At 50.3% G+C, this 18376-nt stretch carries 13 protein-coding genes; 10 read left to right on the top strand and 3 right to left on the bottom strand.

Annotated features, from left to right (window positions below; all coding sequences use genetic code 11):
- Nucleotides 1–6: 6 nt before the first annotated feature.
- The gene (locus ABD892_RS19445) at nucleotides 7–240 is read right to left on the bottom strand and encodes a hypothetical protein (RefSeq protein ID WP_345197717.1); all 234 of its coding nucleotides are present in this window, start codon (nucleotides 238–240) and stop codon (nucleotides 7–9) included.
- Between the two features lie 397 nt (nucleotides 241–637).
- Here ABD892_RS19445 and ABD892_RS19440 point away from each other — a divergent pair, with 397 nt between their 5' ends.
- Together ABD892_RS19440 and ABD892_RS19435 are read left to right on the top strand one after the other, a co-directional pair.
- Nucleotides 638–1024 carry a hypothetical protein gene (locus ABD892_RS19440; protein ID WP_345197716.1) on the top strand — a complete coding sequence of 129 codons (387 nt, stop codon included), beginning with the start codon at nucleotides 638–640 and terminating at the stop codon, nucleotides 1022–1024.
- Between the two features lie 110 nt (nucleotides 1025–1134).
- The gene (locus ABD892_RS19435; protein ID WP_345197715.1) at nucleotides 1135–1617 is read left to right on the top strand and encodes an RDD family protein; all 483 of its coding nucleotides are present in this window, start codon (nucleotides 1135–1137) and stop codon (nucleotides 1615–1617) included.
- Between the two features lie 54 nt (nucleotides 1618–1671).
- Here ABD892_RS19435 and lptG read toward each other — a convergent pair whose 3' ends face one another.
- The gene (gene lptG, locus ABD892_RS19430; protein WP_345197714.1) at nucleotides 1672–2730 is read right to left on the bottom strand and encodes an LPS export ABC transporter permease LptG; all 1059 of its coding nucleotides are present in this window, start codon (nucleotides 2728–2730) and stop codon (nucleotides 1672–1674) included.
- A 5-nt stretch (nucleotides 2731–2735) separates the two neighbouring features.
- Complete coding sequence (gene lptF, locus ABD892_RS19425) at nucleotides 2736–3830, bottom strand: LPS export ABC transporter permease LptF (protein ID WP_345197713.1); 1095 nt, start codon at nucleotides 3828–3830, stop codon at nucleotides 2736–2738.
- Nucleotides 3831–4023: 193 nt separating this feature from the next.
- Here lptF and ABD892_RS19420 point away from each other — a divergent pair, with 193 nt between their 5' ends.
- The 8 genes from ABD892_RS19420 to ABD892_RS19385 all read left to right on the top strand — a co-directional run bounded on the left by ABD892_RS19420 (nucleotide 4024) and on the right by ABD892_RS19385 (nucleotide 18121).
- Nucleotides 4024–5604, top strand: a complete 1581-nt coding sequence (locus ABD892_RS19420; RefSeq protein ID WP_345197712.1) for a leucyl aminopeptidase — start codon at nucleotides 4024–4026, stop codon at nucleotides 5602–5604.
- Nucleotides 5605–5686: 82 nt separating this feature from the next.
- Nucleotides 5687–6127: a DNA polymerase III subunit chi gene (locus ABD892_RS19415; RefSeq protein ID WP_345197711.1), complete on the top strand. Its 441-nt coding sequence runs from the start codon at nucleotides 5687–5689 to the stop codon at nucleotides 6125–6127.
- A 3-nt stretch (nucleotides 6128–6130) separates the two neighbouring features.
- Nucleotides 6131–6538 (top strand): hypothetical protein, encoded by a 408-nt coding sequence (locus ABD892_RS19410; protein ID WP_345197710.1) that lies wholly within the window; start codon nucleotides 6131–6133, stop codon nucleotides 6536–6538.
- A 154-nt stretch (nucleotides 6539–6692) separates the two neighbouring features.
- Entirely contained in the window at nucleotides 6693–9929 is a 3237-nt protein-coding gene (locus ABD892_RS19405; protein ID WP_345197709.1) for a ricin-type beta-trefoil lectin domain protein, read from the top strand.
- Nucleotides 9930–10153: 224 nt separating this feature from the next.
- Complete coding sequence (locus ABD892_RS19400) at nucleotides 10154–12673, top strand: hypothetical protein (protein ID WP_345197708.1); 2520 nt, start codon at nucleotides 10154–10156, stop codon at nucleotides 12671–12673.
- Between the two features lie 443 nt (nucleotides 12674–13116).
- Nucleotides 13117–13392, top strand: coding sequence for a hypothetical protein (locus tag ABD892_RS19395; RefSeq protein ID WP_345197707.1), 276 nt, complete (start codon nucleotides 13117–13119; stop codon nucleotides 13390–13392).
- The gene (locus tag ABD892_RS19390) at nucleotides 13392–15407 is read left to right on the top strand and encodes a leukocidin family pore-forming toxin (RefSeq protein WP_345197706.1); all 2016 of its coding nucleotides are present in this window, start codon (nucleotides 13392–13394) and stop codon (nucleotides 15405–15407) included. Before ABD892_RS19395 ends, ABD892_RS19390 begins: the two co-directional genes overlap by 1 nt.
- 608 nt (nucleotides 15408–16015) lie before the next feature.
- Nucleotides 16016–18121: a leukocidin family pore-forming toxin gene (locus ABD892_RS19385; RefSeq protein WP_345197705.1), complete on the top strand. Its 2106-nt coding sequence runs from the start codon at nucleotides 16016–16018 to the stop codon at nucleotides 18119–18121.
- Nucleotides 18122–18376 lie beyond the last annotated feature (255 nt).

The raw sequence follows: 18376 nt of genomic DNA, 5'->3' as shown, positions 1-18376 counted from the left end.
TGTACTTCACAAGGCGCTTGCCCCCGTCAGGTCATACAGACGACTGATGAAGTGACCATCCTGCTCCCGGAAAACCACAGTAATCGCCTTGACCGTACCAGCACTGGCAAAGGCCAACGTACGATCCATGATCCCAGCATCAGCGGTATTGATATTCACCCGGCCGACATCCGCAGAAACAGATAGAATGGTTGTCGCAAAGACAAGTGCGGTGATCGAGGAAACTCGTTGAAAAGACATGAGCTACCTCCTTGTACTACCAAACCTCTGCTCACACCTATTGGTTTAGACGAAATTCAGAGAGAGAAGGCACTCCCCCCCAAAAAAATCCTATTCTTCCCCTTTCTGCAGCCAGCAATCTGTAAAAAACACCCCATAAAAAAGTCCCGCGTCTGCGGACGTCATTTATCCGTCACGTTTCAGAGCATGCCCTAGAAGGCATAACGGACATTGGCCAATCAGGTATCCGCGTAAAAATACGGCCATAAGCCATTGAACATAAGACCCATAGCCTATTTTCCCCCTCCGATGAATACGCACTTTCGTACCTCAGATTCATGTCGTTTATGCTTGTGAGTTAGCATTGGCTCGCATAATATCGCCGCCGCATATTCCTTTTGAGACTCACTGATCGGTTATGGCGGTTATCCTGCAGTTCCCCGGCAATACACCTGTTCATTCCCTGACGATTAACCCGGTCAATTCTGTACCGGAATTTGTATTGTCCGCCAATAATATCCACTTCTTCCGCCATGCAGGTACAGACGGCCTGTTAACCCTGCGGGGCAATGCCAGCCAGATTATCTCTGAGCTGCAACAGCGCCGTAATGAACTCCAGCTCCATTGCTGGAATGAATGCTGCCGGGAGATGGCGGATGATGCGTTTGTCGATTTCCTGCTGGAGACCCTCAACCGTCTGGAAGAGATCGTCTATTACGTCATGGACCATGTGGACCCGACCGACAGCCTGGAACTCTGCGGCGTGCCTGACTTCGCCTGGGTCGACCTGCTGGCCAGCCACTGACGCCGGTCATGCCTTTCGGGCTTTATTGTTGACCTGAAACGGAATCACTTGAACCCGCCGGGCTTTTCCGTAAACTCATCCGCCAAAATGGTTAGATATTCACGGATCGTATGAGCAGTTCCAACGAGCAGATACCCCAGGCTCCCCTGCCTCCCGCACCACTGTGGCGCCGACTGGCGGCCATGTTCTATGACACCCTGCTGGTCATGGCCCTGATGATGGTGACCACCGGCATCTATCACACGGCGGTCAACAAATGGCTGCTGAAGATGGATGACGCACCGCTTGGCTTCAACCCGTTTCTGGCCTCCCTGCTGGTGTTTGTCACCTTCGGATTCTTTGCCTATTTCTGGACCCGTAAAGGTCAGACGCTGGGCATGCAGGTATGGCGTGTTCGTGTCCAGAACAAGGACGGCGGCGCGATTTCTTTGTGGCAGTGCCTGCTGCGGTTCATGATTGCCATCCCGGGCATTGGTCTGGCGCTGGCGGGTGTGTTCTGGATGAAGATCGATAAGGAAGGTAAAACCTGGCAGGATCGTTACTCAATGTCAGAAGTGGTTCTTCTGCCGAAAGGTTTCTACGGACTCAAGTAATTTGTTGTATGTCGGATACGGTCACGCCGGCATCCCGGACGTGACCGCGCATCGTTAAGCCGCCCGCCGCAACAGTACCACGCCAATCCCGAAGCAGATCACAATCGGCAGCAACACCGCCACCAGCGGTGAAAAGCCAAACACCAGGCTGGCCGGTCCCATCAGGTTCTGCAGGATCATAAAGACAACCCCCGTCACCACGCCGGTAAACAAGCGCAGGCCCATGCTGACCGAGCGAAGCGGCCCGAACACGAACGACATCCCGATCAATACCAAGACAAAGATAGATAACGGCTGCAGCACTTTCTTCCAGAATGCGAGGTCATATTCGCCGCTTTCCAGCCCCTGGTCACGCAGGTAATCCACGTAGGTCATCAAACCTTCAATGGAGAGGTCATCCGGCTTCACCACGACCACTTTCAGCAGGGTTGTCGTCAGTTCGGTATGCCAGTCTTCGGTCAGGTTCGTGGTCGTTGTGACCTTGTTACCCTGATAATGGCTGTTCTTCACATCTTCCAGAACCCAGTGTTTCCCCTGGTACAGGGCACGATCCGCATAACTGCTTTCCACCAGACGGTTCTGGTCGTCAAACTCAAAACGGCTGACGCCATACAAAACCCCATTGGGCTGTACGGCATTGAAGAACATATAGCTGTTGCCTTCCCGGTGCCATACCCCCTCGTCACTGTAGCGACCATCGGCGGAACGCTCGATCTTGCGCTGGGTCAGCGCCATCTGTTCCGCCACCGGCGTGAGATATTCACCAATCAGCATGCCGGCAACGATCATCACCAGCGCCGGTTTCATCACCGCCCAGCCGATCCTACTGAGAGACACACCGGCAGCCCGCATGACTACCAGCTCACTGTGTCCGGCCATGCTGCCAAGACCCGCCAGGCAGCCGATCAGGGCGGAGACAGGAATCACCTCATAGATCCGTTTCGGCGTGGTCAACAGCATGTATTTCAAGACTTGCGGCAACTGGTAGTTGGCCCGCATGCTGCCCAGCTGGTCCAGGAAGGCAAACAGGCTGTTCAGGAATACCACAACCACCAGCACAACCAGCATGGCCCCGAGGACGTTGAGCCCAATGTAGCGATCCAGCTTTTTCATGATTTTCAACGCCCCCTGCTGGACAGCCAGTGGGTCAGACGACCCCAGTAAAACATCACCACCGCGATGGCAAGGAATACGGCATGCACGCCCCAGACGCCAATGGCCGGCGACAGGTTGCCATCCTCAACCGCACCGCGGGCGGCGATCAGCAACGCCAGGTACAGGAGATAGAGCAGCACCCCTGGAAGCAGTTTCATAAACCGTCCCTGGCGCGGATTCACCCGCGCCAGCGGCAGCGCCATCAGCACAATCACCGGCGCCAGAAGCGGCAGTGAGATACGCCACTGCAGCTCGGCCTTGCTGGCATTGGTATCGTGGCTCAACAGAGCGGATGTCGGCTGCACACTCTCCTTACTGGCGCGGGCACTGACGTCGCGATCCTGCATCTGCACACCATAAGTCTCGTATTTCATGATGCGCGCCTGGGGCTGCCCCGGCACCAGATCGTAGCGATAGCCGTCTGACAGCATCAGGTAGCGCTTGCCACTTTTTTCATCCGGATGCAGGCGCCCCTGCTCCGCCAGCAGCATGGTCATGCCATCCTCGGCGCCTTTTTCTGACCGCTGGGCAATGAACACATGGCTCATGACCGACTTGTCATCCAGCAGTTCTTCGACATATGTCGTACGATCCCCGCCATCGAGCATCTGGAAACGGCCAGGCGTCAGGTTATCGAACTCGGTCATGCTGTTCTGGCGGTTCAGGATGTTTTCCACCTGGGCGGTACCGGCCGGCGTCAGCCAGATGCTGAACAGTCCCACCACCAGCGCCACCAGCAGGGCCGGCGCCATGGTGTAGCCCAGCAGCCGGTTCTGGCTCATGCCGCAGGCTTCCAGCACCGTCATCTCACTGTCCACATACAGACGGCCATAGGCCAGCAGGATGGCGATGAACAAAGCCAGCGGCATGATCATTTCCAGGAAACCGGGCATCCGGTACCCCATGATGGCGAACAGAAACTCGGCCTTGATTTCACCGACCGCCGCCTGTTCGAGGTATTTGATAAAACGCCCGCTGACAATAATCAGCAGCAAAATGCCACTGATAGCCAGCCAGCTATGAAGAAGTTCTTTGGCAAGATAGCGAAATACGATCAAGGCTGAATCCCGATACTGTTCAGTTGTCGCAGGACTGTATATAACGCACAGATATGACGTAAACTCCCCATACCCCTGCAACGCCTCCATTATGAATCAGGAGTCGCTGCTTACCGCCGGTTACAGAACCCGTTCACATCGGCAAGAAACCGCGCATTATCGCTAAAACAACCGTGTTTGTCTCGGAGTGATTATGGAAATTTCAGTGAAGAATGGTGCTGCTGACAAGCAACGCACCCAGTGTCTGGTGATTCTGGCCGCCGAGGCACAGCAGAACGCGGCCTTCACCGCTGTTGATAAAGCTGCCGGTGGCCTGCTGAGCGACCTGCTCAAGCGAGGCGACCTGAAGCAGAAGCCCGGGCAGACACTCCTGATTCCAAGCATCCAAGGTATTCAGGCGGAACGGGTGATCCTCGCGGCTGCCGGCAAGGAGGCACTGACAGCGAAAACTGCGACTAAAGTGATTGCCGGTATTGTCGGCGCGGTTAACAGTGCATCCGTCAGCAACGCCGTGATCAGCCTGGACGGTCTGGAACCGGAAGACCGCACACCGACCTGGGCAGCCAGCCTTCTGGGCCAGATGCTGGAACATTCCAGCTACCGCTTTGAACAGTTCAAGAGCAAGAAAGACGACAAAGCCGTTGCACTGGACACAGTGACCCTACAGCTCACAGCCCGCAAGGGAGTCGCCGAACTGGAAACCGCTGCAGCCACCGGCCGCGCCATTGGCTATGGTATGAACCAGGCGCGTGACTTGGGCAACCTGCCCGGCAATGAATGCACGCCCAGCTACTTGGCGAAAGAAGCCGAAGAACTCGCCCGCAAGCACACCAAACTCACTACCAAGGTGCTGGGCGAAAAGGACATGGAAAAGCTGGGCATGGGTTCCTTCCTGTCCGTTTCCAAGGGCTCTGCCGAGGAAGGCAAGCTGATCACCATGGAGTACAAGGGAGGCAAGCGCGGTGATCAACCGGTCGTCCTGTTGGGTAAGGGCATTACCTTTGATACCGGCGGCATCAGCCTCAAGCCCGGCGAAAGCATGGATGAGATGAAGTTTGATATGTGCGGCGCCGCGTCCGTTCTTGGAGCCATGCATACTATCGTTACCCTGAAGCTGCCGATCAACGTAGTGGGCATGATTGCCAGCGCTGAGAACATGCCCTCCGGTCACGCCAGCAAGCCCGGTGACATCGTTACCTCCATGTCCGGCCAGACCATCGAGATCCTGAACACTGACGCCGAAGGCCGGCTGGTGCTCTGTGATGCCCTGACCTACGCCGAACGCTTCAAGCCACGCGCTGTTGTGGATATCGCCACCCTGACCGGCGCCTGCATCATCGCCCTGGGCAACCACATGAGTGGCCTGCTCAGTAACAATGATGAACTGGCCGGGCAACTGCTTGCGGCGAGCCGTATGGCAGAAGACCCGGCCTGGCGCATGCCGATGGATGAAAGTTACGACCAGCTGCTCGACAGCAACTTTGCCGACATGGCCAACATCGGCGGCCGTGCTGCCGGCACCATCACCGCAGGCTGTTTCCTGGCCCGTTACGCCAAGGCATTCGCCTGGGCGCATCTGGATATTGCCGGTACGGCCTGGAAGAGCGGCAAAGAGAAAGGGGCAACCGGTCGTCCGGTCCCGCTGCTGATCCAGTACCTCCTGGACCAGATTGCACGGGATGGCAGTGCAAAACCGGCTCCAGCGCCGAAAACCACGACCAAGAAGCCTGCTGCCAAGAAAGCGCCGGCTAAAAAGGCAACACGCAAGAAATAAGGCCAGCGCGCGGCAGGCCCCCCTGTGCCTGCCGCCCTTACCCGTGTAACATTATTGCTCTGAACCACTCTGGCCTGTTTTCATGTCACACGTTGACTTCTACATCCTTCCGGGCAACCAGCCTGATGACCGCCACCAGTTTGCCTGTCGCCTGGTGGAAAAAGCCTGGCACAAGGGACACCGGATCCATATCCATGCAGAAAGCCAGGACGAAGCCCGCCTGCTGGATCAACTGCTCTGGCAATTCCGGGAAGACAGCTTCATTCCGCACCGTCTCCAAAACGATGACAGCCTCAAAGATACGCCCGTCACCATTGACTGGCAGACCGAGTCACTGGAACAGCATAACGATGTGCTGATCAACCTGGCGAAAGCCATACCCGCACAATGCACTCGATTCAGCCGCATCAGCGAGATTGTGATACAGTCTCCCGAGGTGCTGGCAACCACCCGCGAGCACTACCGTGAATACAGGGAACTGGGTTTCCCACCGAATACCCGTGATCTGAGAAACAGGCACTGAGCCATGTCCGAAAACCACCCAACAGAAAAAAACACTGCTGAACTTCTGGGCGAACTGGAAACCCTAAAGGACTTTCTGGGCACGCCCGGTATGCATAATAACCAGGAAGACAGTATCTCAGACGAAGCCAACATGGATGAGATTCCTATCCTGTTTGATATTGCCATGGATGATGATGAGGAGGATATTCCTCTGTTGCTCGATCAGGTCGACAATACCGCTGAAATGCCTGATGACACGCAACAGCTACCCACACAGCAGTCACCTGATCAGTTAAAAGCCACTTTAGAACAGGCTGGAGAATTGCTGATTCAGGAAATTATTGACGAAGAGATGATTCGCATTGAAGCCGTTCTTCGCCGTCAACTCAAAGACAAATTGAATCAACTACTGGGCGGCGACAAAAAATAAGCTGACGCCCCCTCCAAGCCTCAACCTATTTCCGTGGTTTTTTAACCTCACTGATACAAAATGCAATATTTAAGAATTATTTTCTTATTCATCTACTATCAATAAGCCAAACGTGTCTACAAGCATTATTTACTCGCAAGTGTAAGGACGTCACATGCCACCTAGTTGTATTAAAAGACAAAAACCAAAGAAAAAAACACGCTATAAAAAAACACTTTTAGCATCACTATTACTTCCATCAATCAACATCACAGCCTCCATTCACAACAATATTCCATTCGAGGAAATGATAATACAACACGGCAACCTGAGCCGTTTGGGTCAAAGGCTAAAAGAGCAAATAAAAAACAAAACCCCGTACAATGGATTGCCTTTCCAGCTGATTTATATCAACGCAGCCTCATCATTAACAGAGCAACAAAAACGAGAAATACGACAATTACTCAATACTTCTCACATCATTATCCTGGATGGCACAGACAGTACGCCAGAAACCATCCAAGCAACCAGCATCGCCATAGGAGGCGTTGGCCTGTCATCGCCCGTAATAATGATACGCCCACAAAAAGGGGCCTTTCCTGAATACAAGCATATTGTTATTCCTGATACTGTCCTCGAATTAAATCCTCAAGCACTGAACAGACTGGCAAACGAAAGCTATCGTCTTCTGAGCACGTGGCGCCCAGCCCAGCACCATGCACGATCCGCCCGACTTGCCAAAAGTCGCTGGCGCCCTGAAGCCACGATATCAATCGAACAACGCTATATTAACCTCTCCTGCATGGTTGGCAGCAAATTTGAAAGTCGCCAGAGTAACGAACCCGAATGGACTGAGGGCAAGACAGACGCCTGCAACCGGTCCGCCAGCTTATCCTTGAACTATACCGTCGACCTGATCCGCTCCATACCCACACACACTGCCGGCACCCAGGATCTCAAATACCTGCGAATCACTATTGATCCGGAAAACAGCGGTGGCACGGGCTGGCATTTGGTGAACACGCCAACACACAAACATACCTGGTTCGAAAGCTGGGCTAATCGTGAAACCTGGTTTGGTCCAATAGCCGATCACTATCAAATTGCCATACACAGCCTTGATCCCGATGTTCACTTATATAATGCAATACCCGACAACCAGCCTCGAGAAACCCGGATTACCCATCGTTCAAGCCTTCAGGTTGGTGTTATGGGACAGGTGATTTTTCAGCATCCGGCACTGGCAGACCAGGATCAAGAGAACCTTGACCATGAGGAAATGCCTGCAGATGAGAATGAACCTGATAACGATGGTTCGAGCGTCGATGATAGCGCATCGTTTTATACTGCCCCGGAACCTGACATTGCGTTATTGGAGGACGTTGAAAGTGACCATGATCCCAACGACGCCACTGTCATAGGCGAAACAGCTGGCCCCTCCCATGATGGAGGCTATCTACCACAACGAGAGCCAGCCGCAGCGAGCTATGAAGCACATGACAGCACTCACCCCGCTCTGCATACTCAAGAACCGAGCCACATATCAGAACCCGGTACCCCGGATCCCCTTGATACAAAAACAATTCTTCAAGACTGGAAGAAAATCATTGACCAGTCTGACGTCCTTAAAGAACAACAAAAAATACAATTGTATGTGCGGATTATAGAAGAAGTGACCCAAGACAGAGGCAACCCCTTAGAAAATGTAAACAGGCGCGTATACTGGCTGCTTGGCAGGAAAGAGGACCGTTATCCGACGATATTGCAGGCTTTTACCCAAAACCCCCTTGGATTTATGTTTGATAGCAAGAGTCGTCCCTCTTTCCCAACGGATTCACCGCCCCTCATTTATGCAAAAATAATCCTGCAAGACTGGGATAAAATCATAAATCAGTCTGATCTACTCAGCCAACCGCAAAAACAACAATTGTATGACCGGATTTTTGAAGAAATGCATCTGGACAGCGGTAACCCCCAAGACAATCAAAACAGGCGGGAATACTGGTTCTTTGGCCGGAGAAAGGACAGGTATCCGGAGATATTGCAGGCTTTTAATCAAAACCCTCACGACTTTCTATTTGACAGCAATAGTCGTCCTTCCTTCTCACTGGCTACACCAATACCTGAACCCAGTGCCTCTGAACCCAGTACAATCAGTTATCCACACCCAGTTCCCGTAATAGAGATCGCAGATACAGAGCGATCAGAGTATCACCATAACCTCTCACAGATTTATCCAAGTCCAGGCAAGCCAGAAAAAACACTGGTAGACAGCCTCTTTAACACCTGGCGAGACATCATCAACGACACCGACGTACTGACCGACACACAAAAATCAGATTTATTAAAATACATTCTCTTAAACGTTTACAAGAGTACAAACAATCAATTGGAAGATATTTCCCGGCGCGAGTATTGGCTCATTGGCTTATCACCGCAATATTCCGAAGCGATTCTGACAGCCTTTGCCGAAAACCCTGAGGGTTTTAAATACGGGGATATGCGCCCCGTACTTCCGGCAACGAGCAAACTCTATCAACGCAGACTGTATCGACACCAAACTGATCTGATGTCTGCCTTTAGCTACAGCAGCATCCGTTCCCTTCAATACAACAACTATGAATATGCCGTTATTAATCAATCAAAAGCCGGATTGACTGACACGGCAAAGTGGGTATGGACCCGGGATTTCCAGCGTACCGGCCAGCACTGGCGAAGCCATGTGACGTGCCCTCTCTGGTGTCAGGACTGGTTTTTCAAGGACAGTGCATTCTCTCCTGCTGCCTATGCCCATTTCACACCCGGCTTCTCCGCAACATTCATGGTGCCTGCATCGAAACAAAATACCTCTTCGTTTATTTTCTCTGCGACGGTCAAACCTGTCGCCCTGGGAGGACGTGTCAATTACCGCTTTCTCTTTCAGGAATACAGCCCATGGAGCCAAAGTGGCGACACCCAGACTGTCAGCCAATTGTTGACCGTAAAATGGGGATCTCCGATATTCCATCCTGAAGCCCCTGTCACCTTAAAAATTCAGCATCAGAACCGATGTCTGAACGTCAGGGAGAACAGTTATCATGATGGCTCCCAGGTTAATCTCTATAAATGTCGCAACCTGAACAGCCAATTATGGGGTCATGATGACAGTTTTCGCCTTAAGCCGCACAGCGCTCCCGGACAGTGCCTAACAAGAAACGATAACAATGCACTCGTGCTGCATTCCTGCACCTACGCCGAAAATCAGAAATGGTACTGGAATCATGATCGATTAATGAATAGCCAAGGCTGTTATCTTTCCATGATCAGCGATGACACATTAAGCACAGATTGTGATGAAGGAAAATCGTCCAGATGGTCATTGAAAATCCCCCCAAAGGATTCACACAACACATTACTAATTAGTCCATTATAACAACAGCGCACTGCCACTCTCAGAACACAAACGCTTATTATTATCCGGACGATCCCCTTATTCACATGAATATAAAAAAATATGAAAAAAAACTGTGAAAACAGACAGAAAATAAATACGTAACCGATTCGACTTTTCCTAAAAAAGTGTTAAGTCCCTGCTACGCTAAATGCCAAAACATTATATAAAACACCGGTTTTTAGCCTGTAACCAGGACAATATGAATGCCAAATATAGTGTTAACCCGAAAAAGCTCCACACCAATCACCAAATACATTATTTTTTTCATGGGGATAATTGTGTTAAATGGCTTAACCTGGCTACATCCCCCAGATATTCATGCCGCTCATCAGGCATTAACATTCGGCCCACTGACAGAGTATGGCAGCAGATTAAAACAGCACATTCAAACGGATAAAAACTTCCCTGCCCCGCTGACTTATATCAACGCATTATCCACACCGTTGCCTGAGGAATGGCAGACAATCCATCAACAGCTTACATCGGGCGCCATTATCATTGTGGATGGCACAAGCTCATCACCCTCCGATGTCCAACAGCTCAGCGCAAAAATTGGCGGTCTGGGCATGAAGGGCACGATTGTCATGATCCGAAAGCAACCGGGAAAGCCACCGGAATACAAAGACCTGCAGTGGTTGCCCCCACCAACAAATGATGGTGCAGCCGCCAACATAAACTACCAGACAGCGCAGAAACTGGCCGATGAAACCCGCCTGATGTTAACGCACTGGCAACCATCATCACACTATCGCACTGCAGTAAAGCCTGGCGGTAAAGTCCCGTCATGGAAACCTGAACTCTCCATCCCCATTGAAATCAGACAGCTGGGCTTTCCCTGCCTGGTTGGCAACCGCTATGAAGGTAACAATGTCACCGGATATTCTGCCTGGGACGACTCGCTGATCGACGCCTGTAACAACGAAGCCAGTGTCTCCCTGAATTATTCTGTTGAGCTGATCCGTTCAAAACGAAGCAAAGGGACAACCCATAACGCTAAAATTGTCCGGATTACCATGGATCCTGGCAGCAGTGGCGGGGCGGGCTGGCATCTTGTCAATCAGCCACAACACAAGCATACCTGGTTTGAAAGCTGGGCAAACCGTGAAACATGGTATGGCCCTGTTGCAGAAAGTTATGCTGTTACACTGGAGCCGCTTGACCCTGACATACGCCTGTACCACGCCGTACCTGCCAATCACCCCAAACATTCCGAGATTTCCTACACCACGAAGATTGAAATTGGTGTTGCCCTGACCGCTGGAATCGATTTTCCGCTACATGATGATCAAAATGAAGGACAGCAAGGGTGTTGCGAGGGCGGCGGCGATCATGGACATCACGCGGCTGAGGATGGCGATGCCGCTGGGGATGATGACGGAGCTCACCCGGCTGCGCCCGAAGCACACGCTCACGGCGGTCAACCTGCTGCAGCACCTCAAGGTGCGAGCATTGCGGGAAATGATAGTGGCCCTTGCTGTTGTGGCGGCCACGGTAGTTCCTCAGATAGTGGTGGCCAAAGCAGTCAGGGGACAGGCCCCAGCAGCAGTACGGGCATAGACCCGATGAGTGAGGATGATGACGAAGAGTCCGAAAAGCATAAAGTCACTCTTGACCCGTATGGACATGAGTCAGGAGGCAGCTGTTGCCACGGCGAAGACGATGAATCATTTCCTGGGGCAAGGGATGATGAAGAGGAGGATATTGACGAAGAAGAGCTGCTTCGCCGATCAATACCGATAAATTCAATCACCACTGCGACTCAGCAAAGCAATCCCCCTCCCGTACTGACAACCAGGGAACACGCATCGCCACATCGCCAGAAACGTATACATCCAGCACAATTCAGGGATATTGGCACTGAACAGTCATTCACCTACGAAAGCAAACGCTCCATCGCCTATCAAAATCATGAGTATGAGGTGATTAATCGAGCCAAAACGGGAACACAGAACACCGCAGCCTGGCTTTGGACACGTGAATTCTCTAAATACGCCAGCCACTGGCGCACAAATAATACCTGCCCACTTTGGTGCGATGACTGGTTTTTTGCTGACAGCGCATTCTCTCCAGCAGCCTACGCACACTTCATTCCAGGCTTTTCAGCAACATTCATGGTGCCCGCAGAGAAGACGGGGCACTCAACTATCCGTTTTACCAGCAGCATCAAGCCCATCGCCCTCGGTGGCAGGGTGCAGTACCAGTTTTTCTACCAGAAATATGCTCCGTTCAGTCGTAAGGGTACTGACTATCACCTGGCGCAGGACCTTACCATTGACTGGGACTCGCCGATATTTGCCGCCGAAATCCCCATCTCCCTTGAGGCCTTACACAGGAATACACCGGATGGAGCATGCCTCACAGCACACAGCACCAATCGGGAACCTCACCAGGCAGCCTACGTCAGCGCATGCCAGCTACAGCAAAACCAACTATGGGGACTCGACACAGAATTACGCCTGCGTTCTTTCCTCGCTTATGATCATTGCCTTAACCGCGAACCGGATGACACGCTTTCATTACGACGTTGTGACCGCAGCATTTCACAAAAATGGAAATGGGTTGAAAACAACCTGATCAACAGGCAAGGGGGCTATCTCAGCATATCCCCGGAGGGTAGCCTTCATACCAGCTGGGACCCTGCGGAGTTAACCGCCTGGCATGGTTTCATTCGACAACCCCATAGCACTGATGCCCTGCATGTCGACCCTGCAGTAAAAACCTAGGCCAGCAAAACGACAGAAAACCATTGACCATTTTAATGGAACTCATCTTGAGCAATGGTTTTCTTACGTTACCGCCAGCGTCTTATTAAGTACCCAGCCATAAATAAACTCATATTTTGTTGGCTACAGCCCGCAGGGCGTGGGCTGAGACACTGAGAAAACTTAGGTCTTGGTACTTATTACCCCATTTAACACTACAAATATGCCCCCATAAAAATAATCAACGAACAAATCCTACTCTGAGCAACAGTAAAATAAGTAGTAATCACTCTTTATGATTAATTAAGTTTACTTTTGTCACCTTTATGTAACACCCAACAATATCTTCTAGCCAATAGAAAATTATTGCACTATAGCCTTATACAAAGCTTTCATTTGCAGTAGATTTTTCTGAACCAAAAAACCGAGACATGAAAATACACTGCTTTAAAAGGGTTCTGCTTATGAATAAAAAGGATTACCAAACACCTCAGCGTATCCTTGCCTCTCTTTCAGATTCAGACAAAACGAACACATCCATTTTTATTCATATATTAGCAACCCTCTTATTTTATGGAAAAAGCAAACAAAACAATACGAAACGAGATGTCCTAAAACAGTCTTCATATAAAAATAATTATGGACGAGTAATATGCCGCCTTTCAGGACTATCGAATAAAGCAGTAGATTTTTTTTGCACAGCCCTTTTACCTATTCACCCTCCTCCAGGTATCGACTGATGCTGCAACCACAGACAGCCAAGCCGCAAGATGGCACCCCAACAGGTAAGCCTAGTCGCTTCATTCTACTCGCAATACTGAGTTTATATATTCAACCCATCATCGCTACCGATAAGCCTTATATGAAAACGACGCAATCGGTCATCAAGCAACATGGTGAATTAACTCGGTTTGGTATGATCTTGCAGGAACGATTGCAAACAATCCCCGACCAACCCAAGAACCATAACCATTATTCAACAAGACCACTTATTTATATCAATACAGAAGCGATGCATTCAAAGCATGCTTTGGAGAACATTCGCTCAGCGTTTTTACAAGGTGCTGTTGTTATTCTTGACAATACATCTGGCGCAGAAGGTGCTGAAAAAATCAGTGCCACCATTAGCGGTATTGGTATTGCAAGCCCTGTTCTACTGGCAGGACTTGGCCACCACCACACTCCTGAATACAAAATACTCGACATCTCCAATACTGAAGATAAACCTGACTTAGTCTCATTACACAGTGAGCAGGCAATGGACTCTCTGGCTCAAGAAGCGCATGCCTTGCTGGAGCATTGGGATAACAATACACAAAGCCGAAACTACCGCCAGCGGAGCACCCAGGACTCCAGTAACACCTACCGCCCGGAAACGTCTATCAATGTTGAATTTCGTAACGTTGGTTCTCCATGCATGGTGGGAAAGGACTACCATGGCAACAGTGTCACCGGTGTCTCCCGCTGGACGGATGAGATGGTTGACGCCTGTGACGGAAAAGCCAGTGTTTCACTGTTTTACACCATCGATCTCATTCGATCCGTAGCCAGTGAAGATGGCTCAACAGAAGATGCGAAATATCTCCGCATTACATTAAACCCTTCGGGCGAGGGTGGCGCTGGCTGGTACTTTACTGACCTACCTACACATAAGTCGCTGTGGTATGAGAGCCTGACAAACCGGATTGAATGGTTTGGCCCCATCGTCGAAGATTATACGGTCTCGGTATCAGCCCGGGATCCGGAAGTCCGTCTCTTTCAGGCGGTACCGGGCAACAAACCCCAGAACAGCAATGTCGTCGAACTGCCTTCAATCGGTGTCGGGGTTAAAATACCCAAAGGTTTGCTCAATCCTGCTATACCACGTCCTTCCATGGGCTTGTCTACGGGACTGTTCGCAGGGTTTACCACAGACCGCGCCGTCATCTATAAAAACCATGAATACACCATAATTAATCGCTCCAGTGACAACGATTCAGCGACTGCCGCCTGGCTGTGGAGCCGTGAATTTGATAAATACAGTGAAAGCTGGCGAACCAACAGTACCTGCCTGTTATGGTGCGACGACCCATTTTTTAATGACAATGCCTTTTCTCCAGCCGCTTACGCACATTTTGCGCCGGGTTTTTCAGCCACATTCAAGGTGCCTGGTAACAAAAATGACCATTCCAGCTTTTTATTTACGGGAACGGCCAATGTGGTAGCTCTTGCGGGTCGCGTCCAGTATAAGTTCCTTTTACAGCATTATGCGCCCTGGAGTCGTAAAGGTTCTGTTCATCAATTCGCACAACGGTGGGAAGTGAACTGGGGTTCCGCTTTCTTTAGTTCCGATATTCCAATGTCCATTGAAGCATTAAGGGAAGAGAGCGGTAGTGGATTGTGCCTGAACATTGCGGAAAGCGATATTGATGAAGGCGTTGGTAGTGTCAACCTCTACGACTGTCACTTCCGACGCAATCAGATCTGGGGGGTAGATTCTGAAGACCGCTACAAAACACTCTTACAGGACGACTTCTGCCTGACCAGAGAACCGGATGACACTGCGACGGTTCGCCGTTGTTCTCATGCAGTCAACCAGAAATGGGAATGGGAGGGTAATTGGTTAATCAGCCAACAGGGAGGGTATCTTACTGCGGGAACGGATGGGAGTATCAGGATCACCGAGCATACTTCCGAAGCCGTGGAGTGGCGAAGTTATCTCAGGAAAGCTGACAGCACCGACACACTGAGTATTCAAACAATCCCCAGTGAATAAATACACGCTTTTAAAAGTCTGTTCTCTATATACGACAATGAGGTTCTCGGAATATATGAAAAATAATCAATACAAGAAGTTATTTAAAAACGTTAGATACCATTATGAAACACAACATCCTACTGACAACAATTGTATTCAGTACTGTCCGATACGCGCCAATAAAACCACATTCTCCATGAGTATTTATCAATGGAGAAATCGCACCTTGTGGATTCAATGCCGGTGATAAATGGACAATAACCGAGACAGCATTAGATAAAATAGAAAACAATGCACAGACCTTAATACCAATAGGCGCATCATGCTGCCAATCAGTGTTAATACATCTAAATGAGGATATAGATATGCTCTTGCCAAAACGGCTCTGTACATTAGGCAGCTTATCTTTTGCCAGCCTGCCACTGCTATTAGGCACACCTTCATGGGGTTCTGATTTTTCTGAGCACCACGCCAGCCCGTTTTACAAAAATGAATCAACAATAAAAACGTATGGGCCAATGACACGCTATGCCTCGGCACTACAAAAAAAACTTAATAACCGTGAAAGTGTTTCCCAAACATCAAGATTGCCACAAAATATTGCATACATTAACGCAGCGGTATCATTGGCCTCCCACCATCAGAGCCATATTCAAAAGGCATTGGCTTCAGGGGGGACCGTCATTATCGATAATACGGAAAACCAGAACAAAGGCATCGCAAAACAAATCAGCGCCACGCTTGGAGGTATCGGCTTTGACAGCCCGATTATCATGATAAGAAAAAATAGCGACGGTATCTCGGAGTACAAACAACTGATACCGCATTCTCCTGAAGATCACGATACCGCCACAACACCCAGCCATTCTATAGATCATGAAGCGCTCTCTGAAGAGACCGTCTCAATGCTGCAAGACTGGCAGAAAAAAAGCGCAAAATACCGTGCAAAGGAACGTGACAGCCACTATCGGCCAGAAGTGTCTATCCCCGTAGAACTGCGCTACACCAACTTCCCCTGCATGGTAGGGGAAACGTTTCATGGTAATGGTACGACTGGCTACTGGTATTGGGACGATAAACTGATTGATGCCTGTAACAAAAATGCCAGTGTCTCGCTGTTTTATACCGTAGACCTTATTCGCTCCGTCTCTTCAACAGCAGGAGGCGCAGATGACGCCAAATATGTCCGGATCACGGTAGATCCTTCCTCCAATGGCGGCGCAGGATGGCACCTTACGGATCAGCCAAGCCACAAACATACCTGGTTCCAAAGCTGGACAAACCGGGAAACATGGTTTGGTCCTGTGGCTGACAGTTATTACGTCACCATCCAATCCAATGATCCAGAGGTTCACCTGTACAACACCATTCCCAGCAACCACCCCAAAGAATCGCAAATCATGCATACCATTGGTTTGCAGGTCGGTGTCAGCGGTGGTCCAAGCCTTTTAAATCCCGCCTTAATGGCTGCGGGTGCTGCCGGTCAGAACCCATTAGGTTTTTCTGGCATCAATATGGGCCTGTCTTTCACCTACACCAGTGAACGTGCAATCAGCTATAACAACCACGAGTATGAGCTGATCAACCTGTCGAGGGCCGGGAATACCGACAAAGCAGCCTGGATATGGAGCCGTGAATTTAGCAAGTATGCACAACATTGGCGTACCAACCGCACCTGCGAACTCTGGTGCCAGGACTGGTTCTATGATGATGTCGCCTTTTCTGCAGCGTCGTATTCAAGCTTCACACCCGGATTTTCCGCCACATTCCAGGTACCCGCGAATAAAACTGACACCTCAACACTGGAATTTGAAAGTGCGATAAAAGCCGTCGCACTCGGAGGCCGGGTGCAATATGCATTCCTGTTTCAACATTACACCCCATGGGGTTTTAAAGGCACCAAGTACAGCTTCAAGCAAAACCTTGATATCAACTGGGGCGCAACCTTTTTCAATGCTGAAATCCCTGTTTCGATTGAAGCTTACAAAGAGAGCAGTGAACATGGTATTTGTCTTGAAGTCATAGACAGTAAAACCGATGCAGGTAGCAAGGTAGGTGTCGGTGACTGTCACTTTAATCAAAACCAGATCTGGGGCCTGGATTCAGAGTTCCGCTACAAATCTTTTCTTGCGCAGGATCGCTGCCTGACACGTGAAGGTCATGAAACGCTGACGATTCGCCCCTGTACACATGCCGCCAACCAAAAATGGGAGTGGGAAAACGAGCACCTCATCAACAACCTGGGCGGTGCCATGACGATTAAAGAAGGGGATCGCGTGATCGCATGCCCCCATACACAAACCCCGACCGAATGGCGTAACTTTATTCGGAAGCCGGACATCACTGGTACCATGACCGTATCAGCACTCACCATGACAACCGATGAGCCCAACGCAAAACGGCCTCAGAGAACACCCGACTATTCTCCTGAGCCAAACAGTGCCACGCAGCAGGAAGATACTGCATACCCGTTTTCATCTCTTGCCACAGAGAGCCTCGATCACAACATTGACGATGATGATAACGGCTATGACAGCGTCAATGGGCCCCTTGATAGCGCTGAAAACCAAGAAGAAACGGAGTGGAGTGGTGATTTCCCCCTCACTTCTGACGAAACCAATAATACACCGTATGCATACTCTACGCTGAACACCCATGCAGGAGCACCCAGCAATACGGGGACAGAATCAACATATACAATGATTATCAAACAAACGAATGACGATGATTAAGCAGCATCAAGAGTACTAAAAGCGTACTGTCATCTCGCTTATGCTAGTACCGCAGTCGAGGCGTCTACCATCGTATTGCTGAACCTGTACGTTCAGTAACATGACGGATGCCGCCTTGACCTGCGTCCAGCCTATTAAGACACCCGGCATAGCGCTTTTCACCTCTGCAATAGCCCTTAACTCCCGCTTAACGATCTGAAGAAGTAAGGCTAAATTGAATGAAGAGAGCGTCCCCTGTGCTCTTCAGGCAAAATA

Source organism: Kistimonas scapharcae (assembly GCF_039540975.1).
Lineage (GTDB): Bacteria > Pseudomonadota > Gammaproteobacteria > Pseudomonadales > Endozoicomonadaceae > Kistimonas > Kistimonas scapharcae.
The sequence above is the reverse complement of the archived record's forward strand: the minus strand, read 5'-3'. Positions and strand labels throughout refer to the sequence as shown.

Excerpts from the sequence above, each read along its gene's own strand:
- ABD892_RS19445 (WP_345197717.1), bottom strand. The coding sequence starts at position 240 with ATGTCTTTTCAACGAGTTTCCTCGATCACCGCACTTGTCTTTGCGACA.
- ABD892_RS19440 (WP_345197716.1), top strand. The coding sequence starts at position 638 with ATGGCGGTTATCCTGCAGTTCCCCGGCAATACACCTGTTCATTCCCTG.
- ABD892_RS19435 (WP_345197715.1), top strand. The coding sequence starts at position 1,135 with ATGAGCAGTTCCAACGAGCAGATACCCCAGGCTCCCCTGCCTCCCGCA.
- lptG (WP_345197714.1), bottom strand. The coding sequence starts at position 2,730 with ATGAAAAAGCTGGATCGCTACATTGGGCTCAACGTCCTCGGGGCCATG.
- ABD892_RS19420 (WP_345197712.1), top strand. The coding sequence starts at position 4,024 with ATGGAAATTTCAGTGAAGAATGGTGCTGCTGACAAGCAACGCACCCAG.
- ABD892_RS19415 (WP_345197711.1), top strand. The coding sequence starts at position 5,687 with ATGTCACACGTTGACTTCTACATCCTTCCGGGCAACCAGCCTGATGAC.
- ABD892_RS19410 (WP_345197710.1), top strand. The coding sequence starts at position 6,131 with ATGTCCGAAAACCACCCAACAGAAAAAAACACTGCTGAACTTCTGGGC.
- ABD892_RS19405 (WP_345197709.1), top strand. The coding sequence starts at position 6,693 with ATGCCACCTAGTTGTATTAAAAGACAAAAACCAAAGAAAAAAACACGC.
- ABD892_RS19400 (WP_345197708.1), top strand. The coding sequence starts at position 10,154 with ATGCCAAATATAGTGTTAACCCGAAAAAGCTCCACACCAATCACCAAA.
- ABD892_RS19395 (WP_345197707.1), top strand. The coding sequence starts at position 13,117 with ATGAATAAAAAGGATTACCAAACACCTCAGCGTATCCTTGCCTCTCTT.
- ABD892_RS19390 (WP_345197706.1), top strand. The coding sequence starts at position 13,392 with ATGCTGCAACCACAGACAGCCAAGCCGCAAGATGGCACCCCAACAGGT.